This window comes from Burkholderia sp. B21-005 (genome assembly GCF_020843965.1).
GTDB lineage: Bacteria > Pseudomonadota > Gammaproteobacteria > Burkholderiales > Burkholderiaceae > Burkholderia > Burkholderia ambifaria.
The window spans coordinates 2,184,681-2,206,686 of record NZ_CP086302.1 but is presented as its reverse complement, the minus strand read 5'-3'; the positions used below and the strand labels follow the sequence as shown (position 1 = coordinate 2,206,686).

Genomic DNA, 22,006 nt, shown 5'->3' with positions numbered 1-22,006 from the left:
AAAGGAGCGAATCATGGGTGCCTCAGCAGCCGGTAGTACGGGTGGTGCAGACAACACGCAACAAGTCCAGCAGCAAGCGGACGATCTGACCAAGACGCAGCTCGAACTGACGAAGATCAACTTCCAGGTCCAGCAGTCGACCGCGACGTTCGAAACCAGCAATGCAGTAACCGCGCAGGAAGGGACGGCGAACGCCCAGGTTGCGCAACACCTGAGTTCCGCCGGCCGCGCATGACGCCGGTCGCCGGCCGTGCCGCGCGACGCCACATGCCGGGGCCGCCCATGACGGGCGCCCGGTGGGGCGTATGCGCGTGCCGGCCGGCTTATTCAAGGAGGACACGATCATGTCGGTAACAGGCGTAGGCGCGGCGCCGCCGGGCGCGGCCGCGCTCGCGGGGGCCGTGCAGCAGGCGGGCACGGCGTCCGATCCGGCGCAGGTGCGCCAGTTCGATGCGTTGATGCAGCCGGGTGCGGCCGCGGCGTCGCCGTCGGCATCGGGTGTCGCGATGTCGCGCGTGGCGGCCGATGCGGCGCCGGCGGTGCAGATGACGCCCGCGACGCCCGCGCAGGCGAACCATTCGTCGCTCGTCGAGCGGTTGCGCACGTACGGCAACGATCTCGACACGCGGTACGCGAACATCGACAAGCATCGCACCGAGATGCTGACGTCGATGGCGGACAACCGCCGCGATCCGCTGATGACGATGGTGCAGGCGATGGATTTCCAGTGGACGGCGACCACCACGATTTCCGAATACCAGTTGAGCCTGTCGGTCGCGCAGGCGGCGAACGGCTTCACGCACACGGTGCTGAAGACGCAGGAGTGACCGGGATCCGTTCCTGCTCGTGACGGGCTTGCGCCGGCCGCCGGACGGGCCGGGCGCGAGGCATGGGACGACCCTGAGGTGCGTGTGCCTGAAACGGGCCGCGCGCCCTGAGTGGACAAACGATGACGACGATCGATTCGACGCCGCGCGTGCATGCGTGGCGCAGCCGGGCGGCGCGTGCGCTGCTCGCGGGGCTGCTCGCGCTGCTGGCCGGCTGCCAGAAGGAGCTTTACTCCGGCCTGTCGGAGCGCGACGCGAACCAGATGGTCGCCGTGCTCGGCGATGCGGGGATCAGCGCGTCGAAGGATAACGACGCGCGTGACACGTCGGATCGCAATGCGTGGCTCGTGAGCGTCGCCGACGGCGAGATGCAGTCGGCGCTGACCGTGCTGCAGGCGAACGGGCTGCCGAAGCCGAGCTATGCGAGCCTCGGCGAGCTGTTCCAGAAGCAGGGGCTCGTCTCGACGCCGGCCGAGGAGCGCGTGCGCTACCTGTACGGCGTGTCCCAGGACCTGTCGCGCACGCTGCAGGACATCGAGGGTGTGGTGGTCGCACGCGTGCAGGTCGTGATTCCGGAAAACGATCCGCTCGCGGACAAGATCAAGCCGTCGTCGGCGGCCGTGTACATCCGCTACCGGCCCGGCGTGGACCTGCGCGCAATGGCGCCGATGGTCAAGGATCTCGTCGCGCACAGCATCGAGGGGCTGCAGTACGACAACGTGTCGCTGTTCCTGCAGCCGGCCGCCGCGCGCGCGACGCGCATGGACGGCATCGGCAGCGCCGTGTCGGACATCCTGCGGCTGCGCTCGCCGCTGGGCTGGCTGGTGTTCGCGCTGATCCTGCTGACCTGCGCGGTGATCGCGCTGTCGGCCGCGCGGCGCGGGATGTTCGGTGCGCGGCTGGCCGGGCTGGTCGGCACGCCGCGCGGCGCGAACGGGGCCGGTGGTGGGTCCGCGCAGTCGGGCGGCGGCAGCCTGCGCACGCCGGATGGCGCGCGCGACGGCGCATGAGCGAGCCCCATGCGCTGCCGCCGGGCGTCACGCCCGACGCCGCGTCGCCGCCGTGGCTACACCCGATCGCGCCGCCGCCTGCCGGGCGGCGCACGGCGTTTCACGCGCTCGTCTGCGAATTCAACCTGCGGCCCGACCGCTATCTGCACGTGACGCGCGTGCCGGCCGAGTGGCCCGCGCGCTATCGCTCGCCCGACGCGTTCGGGCCGGCCGGCCGCAAGCTGCTTGCCCGCCACCTGCTCGACGCGAACGGCGTGGCCGGGCACCACGATTTCGACGTCGCCAATCCGTGCGCGCGGCTCGCGCTGCTGCCCGGTGCGGCGCTCGAGCAGCTCGCGTCGTATGCGGGCCTGCTGCTGCATCGCGGCTGGCTGCGCGATGCGCTGACCGTGCGGCGCATCCGCGCGGAGGTCGCGGCGAAGCTCGGCGGCGATGCGCTGGAGCTCGCGCTCGAGCGCGCGCCGGAATTCGGCGCGCTCGCGGAAACGCTCGAACCGTGGCGTGCCGATCCGGCCGCGCTGCCGGTCGTGATCCGTGCGCGCGGCGGCCGGCTGCTCGCGGATTTCATCGGCGTGGCAGGCGACGCGGTCGCGCGGCGCGTGCGCCTGAAATTCAACCGCGCGATCGATGACGAGGCGCCGTACTGGCTGAACCGCGCGCAGCGCGACCAGTTCGGCGAATTGCTGTTCCTGTTTCTGATTCCCGAGAGGCTTGCGTCATGGGACTGGCTTTTCTGATCACGAGCGACAACCTGCAGCTGCTGTCGGAGCGCAAGGTGCTCAAGGAGCGCGAATACGCGGCGCTGCTCGATGCGTCCGCGGTGATCGCGACCGCGCGCGACGAGGCCGCGCGCATCGTCGCCGACGCGCAGCGCGAATTCGACAAGCGCCAGGCGGCCGGCTACGACGAAGGGATGCGTCGCGCCCAGCGCGAGCATGCGGCGCAGACCTATACGCAGGCGCTGGCTGCCGCGCGCACGATGGAGTCGATGAAGGATTCGATGGCCGATATCGTCGTGAAGGCCGTGCGCGCGATCGTCGGCGAGATGGGCACGCAGAAGCTGTACGAGGCCGCGCTCGCGCGGATCGCGCCGCTCGTGCGCGACGAAGCGTTCCTGATCGTGCGGGTAGCGCCTGGCCGGCAGGACGAGATGCGCGACGCGCTCGAGCGCGCGTTCGCCGGCCAGTCGAACCGGCAACGGATCCGCATCGTCGAGGATGCGCAGCTCGAACGTCACGCGTGCACGGTCGAGACGCCGTCCGGACGCATCGACGCGAGCCTCGACCTGCAGATCGACGCGTTGCGCCAGGCGATCCGCCGCGACGCACTGAAGGGCACGACGCGATGAATGGGCCGCTCGACGATCCGCAGCCATTCGGTGACGGTGGCGACGACGATGCCGTGCCGTTCGATCGCGGCCGACTCGTCGGCGACCTCGATGCGGGGCTCGCGTTCTTCTCGCCGGTGTCGGTGCAGGGCCGCGTCAATCATGCGGTCGGACAGATCCTCAACGCGACCGGCATCCGCGCGCGGCTCGGCGAGATCTGCGAGCTGCGCACGCCGAACCAGCCGACGCTGCTTGCCGAAGTGGTCGGTTTCTCGCGGCAGACCACCTTGCTCACGCCGCTCGGCGACGTGGCCGGCCTGTCGCCGGAGACGACCGTCGTGCCGTCGGGGCGCGAGCATGTATTTCCGGTCGGCGAAGCGCTGTTCGGCCGCGTGCTCGACGGGCTCGGCCGGCCGCTCGACGATCGCGGGCCGGTGACGGGCGCCGCGTGGGTATCGACGCAGCAGGACCCACCCAATCCGCTCGCGCGCAAGATGATCGACACGCCGTTTCCGACCGGCGTGCGCGTGATCGACGGCCTGATGACGCTCGGCATCGGCCAGCGTGTCGGCATCTTCGCGCCGTCGGGTGTCGGCAAGAGCACGCTGCTCGGGATGATCGCGCGCGGCGCGCAGGCCGACGTGAACGTGATCGCGCTGGTCGGCGAACGCGGCCGCGAAGTGCGCGAGTTCATCGAGCACAGCTTGTCGCCCGAAGTGCGCGCGCGCTCGATCGTCGTCGTGTCGACGTCCGATCGTCCGGCGATGGAGCGCGTGAAATCCGCGCTGGTCGCGACCGCGATCGCCGAGCATTTCCGCGATGCGGGCAAGCGCGTGCTGCTGCTGGTCGACTCGCTCACGCGCTTCGCGCGCGCGCAGCGCGAGGTCGGCCTCGCGAGCGGCGAGCCGCCGACACGGCGCAGCTTTCCGCCGTCGACATTCGCCGTGCTGCCGCGCCTGCTCGAACGCGCGGGGCAGGGTGCGACGGGTTCGATCACCGCGCTGTACACGGTGCTCGTCGAAGGCGATGAGGAATCCGATCCGATCGCCGAGGAAGTGCGCTCGATCCTCGACGGCCACATCGTGCTGTCGCGCAAGATCGCGCTCGCGAACCGCTATCCGGCGATCGACGTGCTCGCGAGCCTGTCGCGCGTGATGCCGCTCGTCGCGAGCCGCGCGCATCAGCAATCGGCCGCGCGCGTGCGCGAGCTGATCGCGAAGTATCAGGAAATCGAGCTGCTCGTGCAGATCGGCGAGTATCGCGAAGGTAGCGACCGGCTCGGCGATCTCGCGCTGCGCGCGCGCGATGCGATCGGTGCGTTCTGCGCGCAGGGGTCGCACGAGGACGTGCGCTTCGACGCGCTGCTCGCGAAGCTGACGAAACTCGCGAACGACCATGTCTGAAGCCGACGACCGCCTCGTGCTCGCGACACTCGCACGCCTGAAGCGCGTGCGCGAGATGCGCAGCCAGATCGCGCGCGTCGCGGCCGCGCGCCAGCAGGGCATCGCCGCGCAGAGCCGTCGCGCGCTCGACGCCGCGCAGGCGCAGCTCGCGCAGCAGGTCGCCGCGAAGGCCGCGATCCAGACCCGGCTCACCGACGACGTGCGCGAGGCGCGCGCGTTGCAGAACGCGGCGGCCGACACGCGCACGTTCGACCGGCATATCGGCGTCGCGAACGCGTCGGTGAGCGAGGCCACGCACGTGCATCGCGATCACGAGGCGGCGCTCGCCGACCTGCAGCGCGCCGCGCGCAAGGCGAAGGCCGCCGAGGACAAGCTCGACAAGGCCGGCGAGAAGGCGCTGCAGGCCCGCGCGGCGCGGGTCGAGCGCGACGCCGACGAAGTCGCGGATGCGCACGCGGTGCGGCGCTTCGCGACGGCCGGCGTGTGGGCGGGCGAGGCGGAGGGCCACACAGCGGGGCAGCCGGACATGGCCGCCGCGTTCGATGCGCAGATGAGATCGCGACCGGCGGATGCGGATGCAGACGCAACCGATGCGGCCGACGCAACCGACTCGGTCGATTCGGCCGCCCCCGCCGACGACCCCGCACCCACGGCCGCGGAGCGTCGATGCTAGACCACGCGGCGAACTTCAACGACATCGCCGGCACGCTGCGCCCGCTGCTCTACGTGATGCCGCGGCTGCTGCCGATCATGTTCGTCGTGCCGGTTTTCAACGAGCAGATCATCACGGGCCTCGTGCGCAACGGGATCGCGGTCGTGATCGCCGCGTTCGTCGCACCGGTGATCGACCCGGCGCAGGTCGCCGCGCTGCCGTTCCTGATGTGGTGCCTGCTCGTCGCGAAGGAGGCGGTGGTCGGCATGCTGCTCGCGGGCGCGTTCAGCGCGGTGCTGTTCGCGATCCAGGGCGTCGGCTACCTGATCGATTTCCAGACCGGCAGCGGCAGCGCCGCGTTCTTCGATCCGATGGGCGGCCATGAGGGCGGCCCGACGTCGGGATTCCTCAATTTCGTCGCGATCGCGCTGTTCGTGACGGCGGGCGGCCTGCAGGTGCTCGTGCAGCTGTTCGCGCAGTCGTATGCGTGGTGGCCGATCGGCTCGCTCGGCCCGGATTTCTCGTCGATGCTGCAGACCTTCGTCGTGCGGCAGACCGACACGATCTTCGAATGGATGGTGAAGCTCGCCGCGCCGGTGATCATCGTGCTGGTGCTCGTCGAGCTCGGCATCGGCCTGGTCGGCCGCGCGGTGCCGCAGCTGAACATCTTCGTGTTCGCGCAGCCGGTGAAGAGCGCGCTCGCGGTGCTGATGATGGTGCTGTTCCTGCCGGTGGTGTACGCGTCGCTGCATGCGCTGCTCAGCCCCGACAGCGGGTTGATGGCGCTGCTGCGTGCGTTGTTCGCCGCGCACGGCGGCGCGTGACGGGCCGCCGGAGCCGGAGCGACCATGGCCGAAAAGGACCAGAAGCCGACCGCGAAGCGCCTGCGCGAGGCGCGCCAGAAAGGCGATGTGCCGAAGAGCGCGGAGACGATCTCGTCGGCGTTCTTCGTCGGCGTATGCGTCGCGCTCGCGGTGGGGCTCGGCACGCTGTTCGCGCGGCTGCAGGCGCTGTTCCGGCTCGTGTTCGACGCGGCCGGCGCCGCGGACCCGTCCGCGCGGCTCGCGGTGCTGATCGACGGCGCCGCGCGCGACTGGGCCATGCTGTCCGCGCAGATCGTCGCGGCTGGGTTGCTGGCCGGCCTGCTCGCGGGCTTCGTGCAGGTGGGCGGCGTGATGGCGTGGAGCCGGCTCGTGCCGCAGCTGTCGCGACTCAATCCGGCCGAGGGGCTGAAGAACATGTGGTCGACGCGCAACCTCGTGAACCTCGCGAAGATGCTGCTGAAGACCGTGCTGCTGGCCGCGACGCTCGGCTGGCTGATCGTCGAGTCGCTCGACCCGTCGGTGCAGTCCGGCTTCACGCGGCCGATGTCGATTCTCGCGCTGATCGTGAAGCTGCTGATGCTGCTGTTCGGCTGGGCCGCGCTGATCTATATCGTGATGGCGCTGATCGACATCGTGCACCAGCGGCACGAGTTCAATCAGAAGATGAAGATGTCGATCGAGGAAGTGCGGCGCGAGCACAAGGAAGACGAAGGCGATCCGCATATCGAGGCGAAGCGCCGGCAGCTCGCGCGCGAAGCGCAGTTCTCGTCGCTGCCCGACCGGATCGGCTTCGCGTCGGTGGTCGTCTATTCATCGAGCGTCGCGGTCGCGCTCTATTACGGCGGGATCGGTACGCTGCCGTGGGTGCTCGCGCGCGGCGAGGGCGAGGCGGCCGAACGGATCGTGCGGCTCGCGCGCGACGCGTTGCGTCCGACGCTCGCGAACGCCGGCCTCGCGCAGGCGCTGTACGAGAGCACGCCTGAAAAGGGCACGATCCAGCAGCAGCATTTCCGCGAGGTCGCGCAGTTGCTGAAGTGGGCGACAGGCGCTGCCTGACGGGGGCGAGGTATCGGGGCCGGAACGCTGGCCTGCGTGTGGCCGGCGCGCTTCGCCGCGATGCGGGCCTATTTCCCGGGCGGCCTGCCGCGCCCACGGCGCTTGACGCCGTTTTTTTTCCGGGCTTGGCTGACATTCACCCATGAATTATTGCTGATTTATTTCTTCGTAATATGGCTCGACCGTCAGTGGGGCGGCGGGCCGCGAAGTCGCGCCGCCGCTGATGGGACAGGTCAACAGGGGCAGACAAATCAAATGTGCGGAATCGACGGCTTTTTGAATAGCGTCGCCTTCGATGAGGAGACAGCGCGCGGCACGCTCGCGCGAATGACGACGAGCCTCGCGCATCGCGGGCCGGACGGGCAGGGCCTCTGGGTCGACCCGGAAGCCGGTATCGCGCTCGGCCACCGGCGGCTGGCGATCGTCGATCTGTCGGTCCATGGCCGGCAGCCGATGGCATCCGCGTGCGGCCGCTACGTCATGGTCTTCAACGGCGAAATCTACAACCATCGCGAGTTGCGCGCGGAGCTCGAGCGCGCGGGTCGCGCACCGGCGTGGCGTGGCCACTCCGACAGCGAGGTGCTGATCGCGGCGATCGTCGCGTGGGGCGTCGAGGCGACGCTGCGGCGCGCGACCGGCATGTTCGCGTTCGCGCTGTGGAATCGCGCGTCGCGGGTGCTGACGCTCGCGCGCGACCGGATCGGCGAGAAGCCGCTCTACTACGGCCGGATCGGCGACGCGCTGGTGTTCGCGTCGGAGCTGAAGGCGCTGCGCAGCTATCCGGGCTTCGACGGCACGATCGATCGCGACGCGCTGTGCCTGTATCTGCGCCAGTCGAGCGTGCCCGCGCCGCATACGATCTATCGCGGCATCAGCAAGCTGCCGCCGGGGACCTTCATTCAGTTCGAGCATGCGCGCGACACGTCGCCCGCGCGCGCGTACTGGACGCTCGAGCAGGCGATCGAGGCGGGCCGCGAGCGGCCGTTCGAGGGCAATGCCGACGAGGCCGTCGGACAGCTCGACGCGATCCTGCGTCAGGCCGTCGCGCGGCAGATGGAAGCCGACGTGCCGCTCGGCGCGTTCCTGTCGGGCGGCGTCGATTCGTCGGCGATCGTCGCGCTGATGCAGGCGCAGTCGACGAAACCCGTCGACACGTTCACGATCGGCTTTCACGAGGCCGGCTACGACGAAGCCGGCTATGCGAAGGCGGTCGCGCGCCATCTCGGCACGCGGCATACCGAGCTCTACGTGACGGCCGACCATGCACTCGGCGTCGTGCCGAAACTGCCGACGATCTACGACGAGCCGTTCGCCGATGCGTCGCAGATCCCGACCTTCCTCGTGTCGGAGCTGACGCGCCGGCACGTGAAGGTGAGCCTGTCCGGCGACGGTGGCGACGAGCTGTTCGGCGGCTATACGCGCTACTTCCTGACGCCGCGCCTGTGGCGCAAGCTGCATCGCGTGCCGGCGGCGGTGCGCGCGCGGATCGCGGCCGCGCTGCACGCGCTGCGCCCCGATCATGCGGACCAGCTCGCGGCGGTCGCGCAGGGCGCATGGAGCGGCGTGGAAGCGCGTGAATCGGCGTCCCGCATCGGCGACCGGCTGCACAAGCTCGGCCATGTGATGACGGCCGAGAGCCGCATCGGGCTGTACCGGCTGCTGATGTCGTCGGTGCATCATCCGGAGCGCATCGCGCTCGCCGGGCAGGAGCCGCCGACACCGCTCGATACCGTCTCCGCATGGCCCGCGCATCTGAGCTTCGCCGAGCAGGCGATGGCGATCGACACGCTCACGTACCTGCCGACCGACATCCTCGCGAAGGTCGACCGCGCGGCGATGGCCGTGAGCCTCGAGACGCGCATGCCGTTCCTCGATCATCACGTCGTCGAATTCGCGTGGCGCGTGCCCGCGTCGGTGCGCTTGCCGGAAGGGCAGTCGAAGGCGCTGCTGCGCCGGCTGCTGGACCAGTACGTGCCGTCGTCGCTGATCGACCGGCCGAAGCAGGGTTTCTGCGCGCCCGTCGATCACTGGCTGCGCGGCGCATTGCGCGACTGGGCCGACGCGCTGCTGCAGCCGTCGCGGCTGCGCGACGAGGGCTTCTTCGATGCGCAGGCGGTCGAGCGGCTGTGGCGGCAGCACCAGTCGGGCCGGATGAACTGGCAGCACCAGCTGTGGACCGTGCTGATGTTCCAGGCGTGGCTTGAGGCTCAGCGCGCCACATGATGCGCGATGACGCGGCGTGCCGCGTCATGTCCTGCGCGTTACGCGGGTGTCACGCCGGTGTCGTGTCGCCGCTCACTGATCGAGACACCGCACGCACAGCCGCTTCGCCTGGCTTGCCGACAACCCGCGGCACATCATCACGACCGGGCGCGCATGGCACGACGGCGCGTCGGCCGATGCCGCGGGCGACGCGAGCCGGCGCGCGCGTTCGGGCGGCGTGGTGGCGGCCGCGTCCATGCGTCGCTGCCGCGCCGGCGGCGGCACGTCGCGCACCACGGGAATCGGCTCGACGCCGCCTTCGCGCGCATTGCGCTGCGCGCTCGCGACGACCCGGCTCACATAGCCGCTCGAGAAACCGGTCGTGAAATTGCCGCTGTAGTAGCACGACAGCGCCGCGCGCAACGCGGCTTGCGCAGGGCGGCCGGTGTTCGACGAACGCGCGAAGCATTCGGTCAGGATCGCGCCGCCCGCCCGCAGGTTGCGGCACGGCTCGAACATCGTCGTGTCGTCGAGGCCGTATTTCGCGAAATTGCGCTCGTTCACCTGCGCGAGGCCGACGCTGTAGCTGAAGCCGCGCGCGGCCAGCTCGCTCGCGGTCGCACGCGCCTCGTCGAGCGACGCGGGCTGACGCGTCAGATGGCCGCCGACCACGCCGATCGCATACGGATTGAAACCGGACTCGGTGCGCACCAGCGCGGCGAGCGTGTCGGGGTCGATGTTCGGCGCGCAGGCGCGCGCGAGCTGCGCGAAGCCTGCGGCGCTGCCGGCCGCGTGCGCGCTGCGCGGCTGCAGGCCCGCCCATGCGAGCGCGAGTGCGAGCGTCGTGACCAGCGCGCACAGGCTCGCAACGGCGGAGCGCGGGCCGCGCGCGTTCATCCCGCCCCCGCCACGCGGTACGACATCACGAGCCCGTGCACGAGCAGCGACCAGCCGTCGAGCGCGACGAACAGCAGCAGCTTGAACGGCACCGAGATCGTCGTCGGCGAGATCATCTGCATCCCGAGCGCGAGCAGGATGTTCGCGACCAGCAGGTCGACGACGATGAACACGATATAGATCACGAAGCCGATCTGGAACGCCTTGGTCAGCTCGGCGAGCGTGAAGCTCGGCACCAGCACGAGCAGGTCGTCGTCCTTGATGCCGTCCGCGCGATTCTTCGGCCAGACCGACGTCGCGGTGCGCACGAAGAATTCGCGGTCGCGCTGCCGCGTATGCGACACCAGGAAATCCTTGATCGGCGGCAGCGCGGCATCGGCGAGTACGCCGATATCGGCGGTCGACAGCTGCCCCGCTGCATCGAAATGGCGAGACTGCAGCGCGTCGCGGATCGACATCCCGACCGGCGCCATGATGAACAGCGACAGGATCAGCGCGATGCCGTTCAGCACGAGGTTCGGCGGCACCTGCTGGATGCCGAGCGCGGAGCGCAGCAGGCCGAGCACGACCACGAGCTTCGTATAGCTCGTCACCATCAGCGCGGCGAACGGCGCGATGCCGAGCGCGGCGATCACCGCGATCAGCGCGACCGGATTCGGCAGGTTGCCCATCGTTCAGCGCTCGCGCGGCGCGGGCTGCGTCAGCGTGACGACGCGCACGCCGAGCTTCTGGCCGACCGCGATCAGCTGGCCGGTGCCGATCAGCATCCCGTTCGCGACGAGATGGATCACGCTCTGGTTGATCCCTTGTTGCAGCTCGATCACCGCGCCGGGCTGCAGCGCGCCGAGTTCGCCGAGCGGGATCGACGTAGGCGGCAACTCGAAACGCAGGTCGACCGCGAGGCCGTCGAGCGAGCGCGGCGCATCGTCCGTCGACGCATCGTGTGTGGCCGCGGACGGGGTGTCGGTGCGGGTCGGTTCCAAAGGCATCTCCCTGATTCGTTCGACGGTCAGCCGGTTGCCCGACGGCCGTCCGGTGATCTCCCACGCCGGCGCGGCCGGCACCCGCGCGACGCACAGCAGGTTCTGCTCGTGCGCACGCCAGTGCTCGATCGCGATGATGTCGCCGCCGACGACGTCGGCCAGCTCGGCCATCGTCAACTCGGTCCGGCCGATCTCGAACACCAGCGGCACCGGCAGGCTCGCATACGCGGCGCGCGTATCGGCTCGCGTGGCCGCCGGCGTCGCGAAGAACACCGCGAGCGCGTCCGGCGCATCGAACAGCAGGGCGCCATGGCAGCGCCACGCGCCGTCGGCGCGACGCAGCTCGAAGCGCAGCGCGGCCGGCGCGGTGCGCCACGCGGGCACGCTCGCGGCCGGCGGCAGCAATTCCACGCGCTGCCGCGTCGCGGCCTGCAGCACGGCGGCAAGCGGCGCGGCGAGGTCGGCGAGCAGCGCCGCGCGGATCACGGCCGGCACGGCCGGGTCGGCCGCGTCGCCGAGCCACTCGTTTTCCGCGACCGGATCGATCCACAGCGTGCCGGCGGCCGGGCCGATGACGAAGCGGTACGCATGCGCGTCGGCGGCCGGTTCGGCGTCGACGCGCCAGCGCACCTCGTAGGCGTGTTCGCCGAGCATGACCGGAACCGCGGCCGTCGCGCCGTACGCATGCGACAGCCCGCGCGCGGCGGCGGCGGACACGCGCGGCAGATAGGGCGACGCGTCGAGCGCGACCGCGGCGATGGCCGGGGTGGCGGCGGCGGGCGGAGCCCGGTTCGCGGCGTCGCCGGCGTCGGCATTCGTCAGGGACAGCGCAGGCACGGCGGGATCAGGGCGGATTCGGCGTTGGTTCGACGGGTTGTTGTGGCCGGCGGCGCCGGGGCGCGCGGCTGCTGCGTCGATTGTAGGGACGGCGCCGGCCGTGTGCCGCGCCGGAATCCGTAGTCGCATGTGTGCGGGGGCCGCGCGGGCGGCGGCGAGCTACGAAGCCTGTTGCGCGGCGGCGTGGCCGCGCGCGGCGTCGCCCGCGCAAATGCGGCCGCCGCCCGGAGGCGGCGGTCGTGTCGTATCGAGGCGATGGCGGCGCGCGGGTGAGCCGCTACGCGTTACGCGTAGTCGGCGGCCAGCGCCGACAGCGGCGCGGCGCGCAGGATCGGCGCCGCGTCGTGGCGCTCGACGTGCGTCATGGCCGCGCCGAACAGCACCAGCCGATAGCCGACCGCATAGATCGGGATGATCCGCAGGTTCTTGTCGTGATCGAGCTGCAGCTTTGAACGGATGCGCGAGATATGGGTGTCGAGCGTGCGCGACGACACGCCGAGCTCGCGGCCCCAGACCGCTTCCTGGATCGCCTGCCGCGGCACGATCTTGTTCATGTTGTCGAGCAGGAATTCGACGACATCGAATTCGCGCGGCGTGACGTCGACGATTTTGTTGTCGATTTCTATCGTGCGGCGCACGAAGTTGATTTTTATGTTGTCGATGTACAGGTATTTGCAATCCATGGTGGCCCTCGCATGTCCGTAAAGGAGTGTTTGCGGGTCATGTACCGCAACTTCCGGGCCAGGGAAGGCGTGTGGGGCTACGGCGGAGGGTGGGAGCGGGGCGGGCGGCCCGCCAGCGTTGAATCTAAAAGAATTTTTAACGCGAGACGCGTGGCGGGCTGCGGAAGGGTCCGAGCAATATTGAAGGATTGTTACGTAGCATCGATCGGGAACGTTACGGGCGTTACGGGCGGCGTAACGTGGGGACGAGCCGATGACCAGATCGCCGCAGTGCCGTCTCGGCCTGCGCCAAGTTCGGCCAAATAAACCCGACGTGGAACCCTACATTCCACCCGACTCCATGAAATGGAAATCGCATATGAATCATGGATATAAGTCGACATGACTGGCGACGCCAAACCCTACATTCAACCCTACATCAAACCCGACTCGCACCGCGGCGAGCTTTCCTTCGGGTTGCCGCTTGCGGCACTTCGATTTCTGTTCCCGAAGCTTTGGCCGGAAGTCGAACAGGAATGAGCGATCCGTGGCGATCGCGTCGCGGGCGGTGGGCGGCAGCGCGGCACAAAAAACCGGCCGCGCGACGTTCCCGCCGCACGGCCGGCGTTTCACCTACCCGTCAAGCCTTCGCGTGATCGCCCGAGTCGAACGGCAGCACGTAATGCCGCTTGCCGGTCGCCGCGAAGATCGCGTTGGCGACCGCCGGCCCGATCGGCGCGACACCCGGCTCGCCGACGCCGGTCGGCGCCTCCGCCGACGGCACGATATGCACCTCGACCTTCGGCATCTCCGCCATCCGCAGCACGTGGTAGCCGTCGAAGTTGCGCTGTTCGACGTGGCCGTCCTTCAGCGTGATCGCGCTGTGCAGCGCCGCGCCGAGCCCGAAGCCGATGCCGCCTTCCATCTGCGCGGCGACGATATCCGGGTTGATCGCGATCCCGCAGTCGACTGCGCACACCACGCGCTCGACCTTCACCTTGCCGTCGGCGTCCACCGACACCTCGGCCACCTGCGCGACATAGCTCTTGAACGCCTCGGCCACCGCGATCCCGCGCCCGCGGCCCTTCGGCAGCGGCTTCGCCGGATCCCAGCCGGCCTTCTGCGCGGCCAGCTCGAGCACGGCGCGCATTCGCGGCTCCTTCGCGAGCAGGTCGCGACGGAACAGGTACGGATCCTTGCCCGCCGCGTGCGCGGCTTCGTCGACGAATGCCTCGACCGCATACGCGGTGTGCGAGCTGCCGACCACGCGCCACCACAGCACGGGCAGGCCGACCTTGGTGGTGGTGAGTTCGACCGACACGTTCGGCACCGCGTACGGCAGGTTCGCCGCGCCCTCGACCGACGTCGCGTCGATCCCGTTCTTCACCATGAACGCCTCGAACGGCGTGCCGGCGAGGATCGACTGGCCGACGATCCGGTGGCGCCAGCCGACCAGCTTGCCGTCTGCCGTCAGCCCTGCATCGAGCTTGTGGAAGTACATCGGGCGATAGAAGCCGCCCTGGATGTCGTCCTCGCGCGTCCACTGCAGCTTGACCGGCTTGCCGTCCGCGCCGAGCGCCTTCGCGATCGATACGGCCTCGACCACGTAGTCCGACCACGCGTTCGCGCGCCGGCCGAAGCTGCCGCCCGCATACAGCGTGTGGATCCGCACCTGCTCGGGCTTCAGGCCCGCGACCTTGGCGGCATTGCCCTGGTCGACCGTCTGGAACTGGTCGCCGGCCCAGATCTCGCAGCTGTTCGCCGTCAGCTTGACGACCGCGTCGAGCGGCTCCATCGGCGCATGGGCGAGATACGGGAACTCGTAGGTCGCGCTGATCTTGCGCGCGGCGCCCGCGATCGCCGCGTCGGCATCGCCGTCCTTGCGCGCCGACGTGCCGGGCTTGGTGGCGAGCTGCCGGTATTCGCGCATGATCTCGTCCGAGCCGCGCTTCTCGGCGTTCGCTTCGTCCCAATCGATCTTCAGCGCGTCGCGGCCCTGTTTCGCGGCCCAGAAGCCGGTCGCGACGACCGCGACACCGCCCGGCACCTGCACGACCGATACCACGCCCGGCACGGCCTTCGCGGCCGTCGCGTCGAACGACTTGACGGTCGCGCCGAAGCGCGGCGGGCGCTGCAGCAGCGCGACGCGCATGCCGGGGAAGGTGGTGTCGAGCGTGAATTGCGCGGTGCCGTTCGATTTGGCCGACGCGTCGACGCGCGGAATGCGATGGCCGATCAGCTTGAAGTCGGCCGGCTGCTTCAGCGTGACCTTGTCGGGTACCGGCAGTTTCGACGCGTCGGCGACCAGCGCGCCGTACGTGGCCGTCTTGCCGCTCTTCGCATGCGTGACGACGCCGTTGGCGGTGGTCAGCTCGCCGGCCGGCACCTTCCAGCGGGCCGCGGCGGCCGACACGAGCATGGCGCGCGCCTTGCCGCCCGCTTCGCGCAACTGCTGCCACGAGTTCGACATGGCCGAGCTGCCGCCCGTGCCCTGCATCGTGCCGAACGCGAGGTTCGCATAGCGCTTCGCATCGGCCGGCGCGCTTTCGACGCGCACGCTCGACCAGTCGGCGTCGAGCTCCTCGGCGACGATCGTCGCGATGCCCGTGTACGCGCCCTGGCCCATTTCGACGTGCTTGGCGATCACGGTGACCTTGCCGTCGGGCGTGATGCGCAGGAATGCGTTCGGCGCGAAGTCGGCGGCGGGCGCCGTCGCGGCGAGCGCGCGGCGGCCGAGGCCGGCCCATTCGAAGCCGATCGTCAGGCTGACGGCGGCCGCGGCGCCCGCGGCCTTCAGGAACGTGCGGCGCGACGGTCGCACCGAATCGGGGTTGTCGAGTTCGATCGTCATGGTCAGGCTCCCAGCGTCGCGGCCGCATCGTGGATCGCGGCCCGGATGCGGGCGTAGGTCGCACAGCGGCAGAGGTTGCCGTTCATCGCGGCGTCGATGTCCGCGTCGGTCGGCTTCGGGTTCTGTTCGAGCAGCGCGGTGGCCGACATGATCTGGCCGGACTGGCAATATCCGCACTGCGGCACCTGCAGCTTCACCCAGGCGGCCTGCACGGCCTGCGCGGGCTTGCTCTGCACGCCTTCGATCGTCGTGACGTGCTTGCCCGCGACGCCGGCGAGCGGCAGCACGCACGAGCGGACGGCCTGGCCTTCCAGGTGGACCGTGCAGGCGCCGCACTGCGCCATGCCGCAGCCGAATTTCGTGCCGGTCAGCCCCGCGTGCTCGCGGATCGCCCAGAGGACGGGCATCGACGGATCGGCGTCGAGCGTGACGCTCTTGCCGTTCAGGACAAACGTGGTGGGCATTTTTTGTCTCCGTGGGGAAAACCCGGCATCCGCCGGATCAGGTGGCAGTGTGCGCGAACGGTCGGTTTTTACGTCTACCCAATCCTGCAAATTTATTGAACAATCCTGCAAATCCCCGGCACGGCGGCAAGCGATTCGCTATGCTCCCGCGATTCAGGGAAATGAAGCGAGGAATCCGTCATGGACATGACCGATATCGCGGCGTCGCGCGAATCCGGGCGGCGCGAACTGGCGTCGCTGATCGGCCGTTTCGCGCCGGCGGACGGCTCCCACTCGACGGCCGTGCCGGCACTGATGCTGCACCGGCATACGCGTCCGGTCGATCTCGGCTGCGGCGTGTCGCGCGCCGCGCTCGTGATCGCCGCGCAGGGCGCGAAGCGCGTGATGGTGGCCGGCCAGACTTACGAATACGACACGCAGAACTGCCTGATTACGTCGATCGACTTGCCGATTCTCTCGCGCGTCACGCGGGCATCGCCGGATGCGCCGTACCTGTGCCTGTCGCTGACGCTCGATCTGCAGCGCATCGTCGAACTCGCGGCCGAGATGCGGCTGCCGGAACCCGAAGCGGGCCCCGAAGGCGAGGGCATCGCGCTCGCCGAGCTGACGCCGCCGCTGCTCGATGCCGCGCTGCGGCTGCTGCGGCTGCTCGATACTCCGGCCGATATTCCAGTGGTCGCGCCGCTGATCGAGAAGGAACTGCTGTACCGGCTGATGACGAGCGGGCAGGGCACGCGGCTGCGGCACATGGCCGTCGCGGGCAGCCAGACGCACCGGATCGCGCGCGCGATCGAGTGGATCCGCGATCACTACGCGGAGCCGATGCGCGTCGACACGCTCGCGCAGGCGGTCAACATGAGCGTGTCGTCGCTGCACCATCACTTCAAGCACGTGACCACGCTGAGCCCGCTGCAGTACCAGAAGCAGCTGCGGCTGCACGAGGCGCGGCGGCTGTTGCTGCGGCAGGGCGGCGACGTGGGTTCGGTGGCCGCGGCAGTCGGCTACGAAAGCGCATCGCAATTCAGCCGCGAATACAGCCGGCTGTTCGGCGCACCGCCGATGCGAGACGTCGTGCACCTGCGCAAGAAGGAGTTGCTCGGCACCTAGCGGCGGCGCCGGTCATTTCGATTGCGGCGAGCCCGACTCCCTCGCGGGCCGCGCACGAACTTCCGTTTCACGCGTGCATCCCGCAGGCGGGCGGACGGATGCGGCAACTGCCGCCCGGATGCGGACCGACCGGTCGAAACGTGCAAAAAAATCGCGCAATGACGAACCTTCCGCGTAGATCGAGCGTGGTACGAACATGTTTCGGTGACGGGATTCGCGATCGATATCACTTCGGAAATGTTTCTCGCGCGTATCGCGTGTCGCCATCCCGGCAATGAAATCAAATGGTTATCGGCATTGAATGCAGGCGAATGGAATGCAGGCAGTCGAAATCGATAAAGCATGTTGAGGGGTTCGTGCGCCAAGCGTGGCGTCTTTTTTCCCCGATATGCAGGCGGCGTGCGAGCCGTTTTTTCCACGCGTTTTGCATGGTTGATCGACGCTCGATCCCGTCGGTATTTTCATGGATGAATCAATCGCGTTGCGCGGTGGCGGGTGCGCACATCGGCAACCGTACCGATGTCCGTCGCGACGGCCCCGCCGAACCGGGTGACGCGCGCTTCGATTCATGATTTTTCGCGCACGGGAACGCGGTCGAACGGGCTGCGGCAGGCGGTTTGCAGGGGCCGAAGCGCCCCTCGGCCGGAATGTTCGACGGTGCGCTTCGCAAGCTTGAAACACCCGTTCGCCGCCCCCTGCAGGAGGCCCCGCGGGCCGCATTCGTCCGTCTTTTCCAGCCTTGCTGCGCGGCATTCAACGAGCGGCGCAGGCTGCCGACGGTCACCGCGATACATTCCTGAAACAAAAAATGCGATTCCCGGCGACAGATCCTGGCGCAGCGGACGGCATGCGACGCGCAACCATCGGTGGAATCACGCATGGCATGCCGCTTGCGATATGGGTTACACCGGCGAGCGGTCGACCAGATGCATCGAAGATGGGGGGCGGTCAACTCGTCAATAAGCAGTCGGGGAAACAGTGATGAAGACCACAAGCAGCAGCTTGATTCGCGCATTCCTTGCGCACCCTTGGGGTAGTCGGACAGGGTGTAGTACGACTCGCGATGCAGTGCCAGCCTCGCGGGTTCGTCGCTGCCCGTTTCCCGGCTTCCGCGCGTTGCACGCGCTGGCGAACCTGTCGTTGCGCATGACGACCGGCCCACAACGGCGCCCCTCTTCATCTTCGCTCCGTTCCCCCGGATGGACCAGGCTGTTCGTGCCGGACAGCTTGACGCCGATTCATCTTCGACCGTGCAGGGCCGTCTCGATCGCGCCGGAAAAACACCGGCGCCGGCTGGACTAATTCAAACGACCGTCGGCCGGATTGCCGGGAAGATATTCGATCGGTAGCTCAGGGAGAAACGATGCCACCTGACTGTCATGCAGGCCCGTAATCGCCGCGATGACGCGCACGGTTTCAATGGCACTGCATTTTCGGTGGATAACACTATTCGCGCATTTTCGATTGCTGAAGCGGACGCCGTGTGCCGGCATGCCGCGTGAGCGAGTTTCGAAAGCGACTAATCCGGAACGGTGAATTCCTGTTTTCGGGTGCGTGACGCAATTTTTTTCTGGTAGTTGAAAATCGATAAGCCTTATCGAAAACGTTTATAAAAAAGTTCGGAAAACTAAAAAATACGAACCTAAACTTCGACTGGCCAAAAATTACCGGGTGTCGGATTCGCGAGAATCGATTCTTTGTAATTAGATAGTGATCCTTATTTATGAGGATTGCTCAAGGCAGGGAAGTTGAAGGCGTGCAGCTTTCCTTGCTTGTTCCGTCCACGCCGTTATGGAGTCGACCATGAAGAAGCTTCTGATTGCAGCAGCAGTGATGGTGGTTTCGAGTGCAGCGTTTGCAGCGAGCGGCACGGTTTCGTCCAGCATGTCGTCGAGCGGCGGCCAGACGATGGCCGGTGTTGCCGGGAACGGGTCATTCACGGCCATGGACTCTGGCGCGGCACTCGGCGCAGCCGGTGCAACGGCGGGTGGCGGTGCGAGCAGCTCGATCTCGTACACGAACCACGTCAACACGTCGACGGTGAGCGGTTTCGGCTTTGGCGGCGCACAAGCCGGCGGCTCGAGCGGCGCGACTGCCGGCTCGACCGGCTGGACGATGTATCACTACTAAGCCGCGGCGCATAGCGGTCGTCATGGAGTGGTGGCACGGATGCCGGGTTTCGTCCCGCGAGGGCGGGCCCGGCGCCCTCGCCACCGAACTTCCTCACAGCAAGGAATTGCTATGAAAGCCAACGTCTTTTTAGCGACAGCGCTCACCGTTCTGTCGTCGGCCGTCCTGGCGTCCGGACCGTCGACCTTCAACCAGACGCAATCCGTTGCAACAGGTGTCTCGGGTTCGGTGTTGGTCGGCACCGGCAGCTATACGAGCAACTCGACTTCGGTAGCGGGCGCAAACGCGGGAAGTACCGTGACACCCGCTGGATCCACCGGCACGGCAACCGCCTATCACGACTCGACTTCGACGGCCAGCGGCTTGGGCTCGAACGGGGGCGCGTTCGCGGCAGGCGGCGGTATCGGTGCCGCAGGCTCGTTCGGTGGAACCGGCAATACGAGCGAGAACGCCAATGCGCTGTCGGGAGGGGTGACCGCCACGATCGTACTGGGCGCGAACCACTACACGGCAACCGGGGCGAACGACGGCGGCGTTGCCAACGCGGGTGCCGCAGGGATGACGGGCAGTGGCTGGTCGGGAACGGTTGCGGGCTCGAACCACTACAACACGTCGACTGTATGGGGTACCGGTCCGGCCGGATCGCCGTCCGCATCGGGCGGCAGTCAGGGCAGCTCCGGTGCGACCGCCGGCAGTCCTTGATTCGGGTGCTGGGGGGACCAGTTTCCCAGCGACGCTGGTCTCTTTCATCGCCTTGTTGTCACCGTAAGGAGTTGGCATGAAGCAGAAACTGATTGCCGCCGCTCTGATGCTCGCGTCTCTGACGGCATATGGCGCTGACCGTGCTGCCGACGACGTGCAATCGAATTTGCAGACGTCAAACAACCCTGACCAGGCAACCAAACCGTCACAACAACAAGCGCTTTCGTCGGGCAGTGCCATCGGTGCGCCAGGGGGGCCGCAATGGCCGGGTATGTCGGGCGGCTCGTGGTCCCAGCTGGGTAGCGGCTGGAAGCAGTTCGGGGAAGCAGGCAAATCTGAAGGAATTCAGGGGAAGTAGCACGGTTGCCTGGGTGGGAGGTCAAACCTCGTCCGGAGAATGAAATGAACAGCAACAAGATCAAGGTGGCATGCGCGGCGATGTTCGCGATGGCCACGATGGGTGCCCAAGCGCAGACAGCCGACTCGACTTCAAGTGCGCAGTCGTCCACATCGTCGACGGCAGTCAGCCTCGGGGGCGGGGCGAGCATGAACACCAACACCACGACTGGCGGCAATGCCACGAGCAGCAGCGGGATTCGGGGCAGCGGCAATTCGAGCGTCCAGGTCAACCTGACGATGCCGTCTTCCACGAGTGGCGGCTCGAGCGTGACGCCGCAGAGCACGAGCTCGCTCGCGGCCGGCACGCCCGGCACCAGCCCGTACAACACCCAGGCGGCGGAAAACGTCAACTATTCGGGTACCCAGACGATCAAGACGAACCCGGCGATCCAGGCGCCGGGCCTCACGACCACGCTGTCCGATACCTGCATGGGCTCGGTGAGCGTCGGCGTGTCGTTCCCGGGCTTCGGCGCGACGGGCGGCACGACCCTGGTCGACCAGGCTTGCGTGCGTCGTCTCGATGCGCGTGAATTCCGCGCGATGGGGCTGACCGACGTCGCGCTCGCGCTGCTCTGCCAGAGCGATGCGAACCGGCGCGCGGTGGAAGCGACCGGGCACCTGTGCCCGGGCACGACCGCGCCGCTCGCGCGCTCGAACGTGGCGCCTTCCGTCGAAGCGACCGTGGCCGACGACGTGAAGTATCGCGACCCGATCGTGCGCAACCGCATGGGCCTGCCGCCGCTCGATGGCGCTGCACCGGCGCCCGCGCAGACGCGCCCGGTGGCGACCACCGCGGTCCAGGCTGCGCCGGCACCGGTGCCGATGCCCGCGCCGTCGATCGCCGCGCCGGCCGTCAGCGCGGTGCCTGCCGCGATGCAAGCGGCTGCCGTGAAGGCGTCGCAAGCGGCTGCCATCGTGCCTGCTGCCGTGCCGGTTCCCACAGTCGCACCGGTTGCCGCGGCCGCACCGGCGGTGAGTGCCGCGCCTGCCGTCGCACCGGTTGCTGCCGGAGCACCGGCGCTGAGCGCCACGCCTTCCGTCGCACCGGCCGTGATGAGCGCGGTGCCTGCCGCCGCCATCATTGCCGCGCCTGCCGTCGCCGACAAGGCGCCGGAACAACCTGCGCCGGCAGTGGCCGACAAGGCACCGGAACCCGCGCCGGCCGCAACGGACGCCACCGCGCAAGCTGCGGCCGCGCCGGCGGTCGACACGAAGGCGCCGGAACCCATGCCGGCGGTTGCCGACAAGGCCGCGGAGCCGGCACCGGCTGCCACCGCAGCGCAAGCCGCGGCCGCGCCGGCCGCCGACGCGAAGGTGCCGGACACCGCGCAAGCGGCACCGGCGGCCGCGACCGACGCCGCACCGCAGGTAGTCGACGCAGCAGTGCCCGCGGCCGAAGCGAAGGCTGTCGAACCGGCTGCGCAGGCGGCAGCCGAAGCGCCCGCGCCCGAGGTCGCGCAGCCCGCGGCGGCGGCGGCCGTTGCCGACACGCCGGTGGTCGACGCGAAGGCGACGGACGCGGTCGAATCCGCAGCCGCGCCTGCGTCGTCCGCCGATATGCCGGCCGGTTCCGACACGGCGAAGGAGCCGGCGCCGGCCACGGTCGACCAGCAGGCCGCGCCGGCCATGCCGGCTCCGGCCATCATCTCGACGAGCACGTCGTCGTAAGCACG

22 protein-coding genes are annotated in these 22,006 nt (G+C 68.7%); 16 read left to right on the top strand and 6 right to left on the bottom strand.

Features of this window, described 5'->3' with window-relative positions; all coding sequences use genetic code 11:
* The first annotated feature begins 13 nt into the window (after positions 1 to 13).
* The 10 genes from LMA02_RS26410 to asnB all read left to right on the top strand — a co-directional run bounded on the left by LMA02_RS26410 (position 14) and on the right by asnB (position 9,322).
* Positions 14 to 235, top strand: coding sequence for a hypothetical protein (locus tag LMA02_RS26410; RefSeq protein WP_012366493.1), 222 nt, complete (start codon positions 14 to 16; stop codon positions 233 to 235).
* Between the two features lie 109 nt (positions 236 to 344).
* Positions 345 to 827, top strand: coding sequence for a hypothetical protein (locus LMA02_RS26405; RefSeq protein WP_165753483.1), 483 nt, complete (start codon positions 345 to 347; stop codon positions 825 to 827).
* 122 nt (positions 828 to 949) lie between these two features.
* Positions 950 to 1,837 (top strand): type III secretion system inner membrane ring lipoprotein SctJ, encoded by an 888-nt coding sequence (sctJ, locus tag LMA02_RS26400; RefSeq protein ID WP_228908149.1) that lies wholly within the window; start codon positions 950 to 952, stop codon positions 1,835 to 1,837.
* The gene (locus LMA02_RS26395) at positions 1,834 to 2,574 is read left to right on the top strand and encodes a SctK family type III secretion system sorting platform protein (RefSeq protein WP_228908148.1); all 741 of its coding nucleotides are present in this window, start codon (positions 1,834 to 1,836) and stop codon (positions 2,572 to 2,574) included. Before sctJ ends, LMA02_RS26395 begins: the two co-directional genes overlap by 4 nt.
* On the top strand, positions 2,556 to 3,185 hold the full coding sequence (gene sctL, locus LMA02_RS26390) for a type III secretion system stator protein SctL (RefSeq protein ID WP_006762149.1): 630 nt from the start codon (positions 2,556 to 2,558) through the stop codon (positions 3,183 to 3,185). The genes LMA02_RS26395 and sctL overlap by 19 nt, the downstream gene beginning before the upstream one ends.
* Positions 3,182 to 4,567 carry a type III secretion system ATPase SctN gene (gene sctN, locus LMA02_RS26385; protein WP_228908147.1) on the top strand — a complete coding sequence of 462 codons (1,386 nt, stop codon included), beginning with the start codon at positions 3,182 to 3,184 and terminating at the stop codon, positions 4,565 to 4,567. Before sctL ends, sctN begins: the two co-directional genes overlap by 4 nt.
* Positions 4,560 to 5,240: a hypothetical protein gene (locus tag LMA02_RS26380; protein ID WP_228908146.1), complete on the top strand. Its 681-nt coding sequence runs from the start codon at positions 4,560 to 4,562 to the stop codon at positions 5,238 to 5,240. Before sctN ends, LMA02_RS26380 begins: the two co-directional genes overlap by 8 nt.
* Positions 5,234 to 6,043, top strand: a complete 810-nt coding sequence (gene sctT / locus LMA02_RS26375) for a type III secretion system export apparatus subunit SctT (protein WP_175654482.1) — start codon at positions 5,234 to 5,236, stop codon at positions 6,041 to 6,043. The genes LMA02_RS26380 and sctT overlap by 7 nt, the downstream gene beginning before the upstream one ends.
* 24 nt (positions 6,044 to 6,067) lie before the next feature.
* Positions 6,068 to 7,099 carry an EscU/YscU/HrcU family type III secretion system export apparatus switch protein gene (locus LMA02_RS26370; protein WP_228908145.1) on the top strand — a complete coding sequence of 344 codons (1,032 nt, stop codon included), beginning with the start codon at positions 6,068 to 6,070 and terminating at the stop codon, positions 7,097 to 7,099.
* A gap of 255 nt (positions 7,100 to 7,354) precedes the next feature.
* On the top strand, positions 7,355 to 9,322 hold the full coding sequence (asnB, locus tag LMA02_RS26365) for an asparagine synthase (glutamine-hydrolyzing) (RefSeq protein ID WP_228908144.1): 1,968 nt from the start codon (positions 7,355 to 7,357) through the stop codon (positions 9,320 to 9,322).
* Positions 9,323 to 9,394: 72 nt separating this feature from the next.
* On the opposite strand, the gene LMA02_RS26360 is transcribed toward asnB, so the two are convergent.
* From LMA02_RS26360 to LMA02_RS26345, 4 genes are all read right to left on the bottom strand, one after another.
* On the bottom strand, positions 9,395 to 10,198 hold the full coding sequence (locus tag LMA02_RS26360; protein ID WP_228908143.1) for a lytic transglycosylase domain-containing protein: 804 nt from the start codon (positions 10,196 to 10,198) through the stop codon (positions 9,395 to 9,397).
* Entirely contained in the window at positions 10,195 to 10,869 is a 675-nt protein-coding gene (gene sctR / locus LMA02_RS26355) for a type III secretion system export apparatus subunit SctR (protein WP_166726763.1), read from the bottom strand. Before sctR ends, LMA02_RS26360 begins: the two co-directional genes overlap by 4 nt.
* 3 nt (positions 10,870 to 10,872) lie before the next feature.
* Positions 10,873 to 12,018: a type III secretion system cytoplasmic ring protein SctQ gene (sctQ, locus tag LMA02_RS26350; RefSeq protein ID WP_228908142.1), complete on the bottom strand. Its 1,146-nt coding sequence runs from the start codon at positions 12,016 to 12,018 to the stop codon at positions 10,873 to 10,875.
* A gap of 284 nt (positions 12,019 to 12,302) precedes the next feature.
* Entirely contained in the window at positions 12,303 to 12,701 is a 399-nt protein-coding gene (locus tag LMA02_RS26345) for a winged helix-turn-helix domain-containing protein (RefSeq protein ID WP_166726267.1), read from the bottom strand.
* A 381-nt stretch (positions 12,702 to 13,082) separates the two neighbouring features.
* Between LMA02_RS26345 and LMA02_RS26340 the strand changes: the two genes are divergently transcribed.
* Positions 13,083 to 13,220 (top strand): hypothetical protein, encoded by a 138-nt coding sequence (locus LMA02_RS26340; RefSeq protein ID WP_228908141.1) that lies wholly within the window; start codon positions 13,083 to 13,085, stop codon positions 13,218 to 13,220.
* A 100-nt stretch (positions 13,221 to 13,320) separates the two neighbouring features.
* Here the strand turns inward: LMA02_RS26340 and LMA02_RS26335 are convergent, their stop codons facing one another.
* Together LMA02_RS26335 and LMA02_RS26330 are read right to left on the bottom strand one after the other, a co-directional pair.
* Entirely contained in the window at positions 13,321 to 15,531 is a 2,211-nt protein-coding gene (locus LMA02_RS26335) for a xanthine dehydrogenase family protein molybdopterin-binding subunit (protein ID WP_228908140.1), read from the bottom strand.
* 2 nt (positions 15,532 to 15,533) lie between these two features.
* Positions 15,534 to 15,995 carry a (2Fe-2S)-binding protein gene (locus LMA02_RS26330; RefSeq protein WP_012366480.1) on the bottom strand — a complete coding sequence of 154 codons (462 nt, stop codon included), beginning with the start codon at positions 15,993 to 15,995 and terminating at the stop codon, positions 15,534 to 15,536.
* 180 nt (positions 15,996 to 16,175) lie between these two features.
* Here LMA02_RS26330 and LMA02_RS26325 point away from each other — a divergent pair, with 180 nt between their 5' ends.
* From LMA02_RS26325 to LMA02_RS26305, 5 genes are all read left to right on the top strand, one after another.
* Positions 16,176 to 17,102: an AraC family transcriptional regulator gene (locus LMA02_RS26325; RefSeq protein ID WP_228908139.1), complete on the top strand. Its 927-nt coding sequence runs from the start codon at positions 16,176 to 16,178 to the stop codon at positions 17,100 to 17,102.
* Between the two features lie 1,803 nt (positions 17,103 to 18,905).
* Positions 18,906 to 19,232 (top strand): hypothetical protein, encoded by a 327-nt coding sequence (locus LMA02_RS26320; RefSeq protein ID WP_228908138.1) that lies wholly within the window; start codon positions 18,906 to 18,908, stop codon positions 19,230 to 19,232.
* Between the two features lie 111 nt (positions 19,233 to 19,343).
* Positions 19,344 to 19,934, top strand: a complete 591-nt coding sequence (locus LMA02_RS26315; protein WP_228908137.1) for a hypothetical protein — start codon at positions 19,344 to 19,346, stop codon at positions 19,932 to 19,934.
* Between the two features lie 76 nt (positions 19,935 to 20,010).
* Entirely contained in the window at positions 20,011 to 20,292 is a 282-nt protein-coding gene (locus LMA02_RS26310; RefSeq protein WP_228908136.1) for a hypothetical protein, read from the top strand.
* A gap of 44 nt (positions 20,293 to 20,336) precedes the next feature.
* The gene (locus LMA02_RS26305; RefSeq protein ID WP_228908135.1) at positions 20,337 to 22,001 is read left to right on the top strand and encodes a chemotaxis protein CheA; all 1,665 of its coding nucleotides are present in this window, start codon (positions 20,337 to 20,339) and stop codon (positions 21,999 to 22,001) included.
* Positions 22,002 to 22,006 lie beyond the last annotated feature (5 nt).

What these genes read in the sequence shown, in the direction of transcription:
- LMA02_RS26410 (WP_012366493.1), top strand. Translation starts at nt 14, where the DNA reads ATGGGTGCCTCAGCAGCCGGTAGTACGGGTGGTGCAGACAACACGCAA.
- LMA02_RS26405 (WP_165753483.1), top strand. Translation starts at nt 345, where the DNA reads ATGTCGGTAACAGGCGTAGGCGCGGCGCCGCCGGGCGCGGCCGCGCTC.
- sctJ (WP_228908149.1), top strand. Translation starts at nt 950, where the DNA reads ATGACGACGATCGATTCGACGCCGCGCGTGCATGCGTGGCGCAGCCGG.
- LMA02_RS26395 (WP_228908148.1), top strand. Translation starts at nt 1,834, where the DNA reads ATGAGCGAGCCCCATGCGCTGCCGCCGGGCGTCACGCCCGACGCCGCG.
- sctL (WP_006762149.1), top strand. Translation starts at nt 2,556, where the DNA reads ATGGGACTGGCTTTTCTGATCACGAGCGACAACCTGCAGCTGCTGTCG.
- sctN (WP_228908147.1), top strand. Translation starts at nt 3,182, where the DNA reads ATGAATGGGCCGCTCGACGATCCGCAGCCATTCGGTGACGGTGGCGAC.
- LMA02_RS26380 (WP_228908146.1), top strand. Translation starts at nt 4,560, where the DNA reads ATGTCTGAAGCCGACGACCGCCTCGTGCTCGCGACACTCGCACGCCTG.
- sctT (WP_175654482.1), top strand. Translation starts at nt 5,234, where the DNA reads ATGCTAGACCACGCGGCGAACTTCAACGACATCGCCGGCACGCTGCGC.
- LMA02_RS26370 (WP_228908145.1), top strand. Translation starts at nt 6,068, where the DNA reads ATGGCCGAAAAGGACCAGAAGCCGACCGCGAAGCGCCTGCGCGAGGCG.
- asnB (WP_228908144.1), top strand. Translation starts at nt 7,355, where the DNA reads ATGTGCGGAATCGACGGCTTTTTGAATAGCGTCGCCTTCGATGAGGAG.
- LMA02_RS26360 (WP_228908143.1), bottom strand. Translation starts at nt 10,198, where the DNA reads ATGAACGCGCGCGGCCCGCGCTCCGCCGTTGCGAGCCTGTGCGCGCTG.
- sctR (WP_166726763.1), bottom strand. Translation starts at nt 10,869, where the DNA reads ATGGGCAACCTGCCGAATCCGGTCGCGCTGATCGCGGTGATCGCCGCG.
- LMA02_RS26345 (WP_166726267.1), bottom strand. Translation starts at nt 12,701, where the DNA reads ATGGATTGCAAATACCTGTACATCGACAACATAAAAATCAACTTCGTG.
- LMA02_RS26340 (WP_228908141.1), top strand. Translation starts at nt 13,083, where the DNA reads ATGACTGGCGACGCCAAACCCTACATTCAACCCTACATCAAACCCGAC.
- LMA02_RS26335 (WP_228908140.1), bottom strand. Translation starts at nt 15,531, where the DNA reads ATGACGATCGAACTCGACAACCCCGATTCGGTGCGACCGTCGCGCCGC.
- LMA02_RS26330 (WP_012366480.1), bottom strand. Translation starts at nt 15,995, where the DNA reads ATGCCCACCACGTTTGTCCTGAACGGCAAGAGCGTCACGCTCGACGCC.
- LMA02_RS26325 (WP_228908139.1), top strand. Translation starts at nt 16,176, where the DNA reads ATGGACATGACCGATATCGCGGCGTCGCGCGAATCCGGGCGGCGCGAA.
- LMA02_RS26320 (WP_228908138.1), top strand. Translation starts at nt 18,906, where the DNA reads ATGAAGAAGCTTCTGATTGCAGCAGCAGTGATGGTGGTTTCGAGTGCA.
- LMA02_RS26315 (WP_228908137.1), top strand. Translation starts at nt 19,344, where the DNA reads ATGAAAGCCAACGTCTTTTTAGCGACAGCGCTCACCGTTCTGTCGTCG.
- LMA02_RS26310 (WP_228908136.1), top strand. Translation starts at nt 20,011, where the DNA reads ATGAAGCAGAAACTGATTGCCGCCGCTCTGATGCTCGCGTCTCTGACG.
- LMA02_RS26305 (WP_228908135.1), top strand. Translation starts at nt 20,337, where the DNA reads ATGAACAGCAACAAGATCAAGGTGGCATGCGCGGCGATGTTCGCGATG.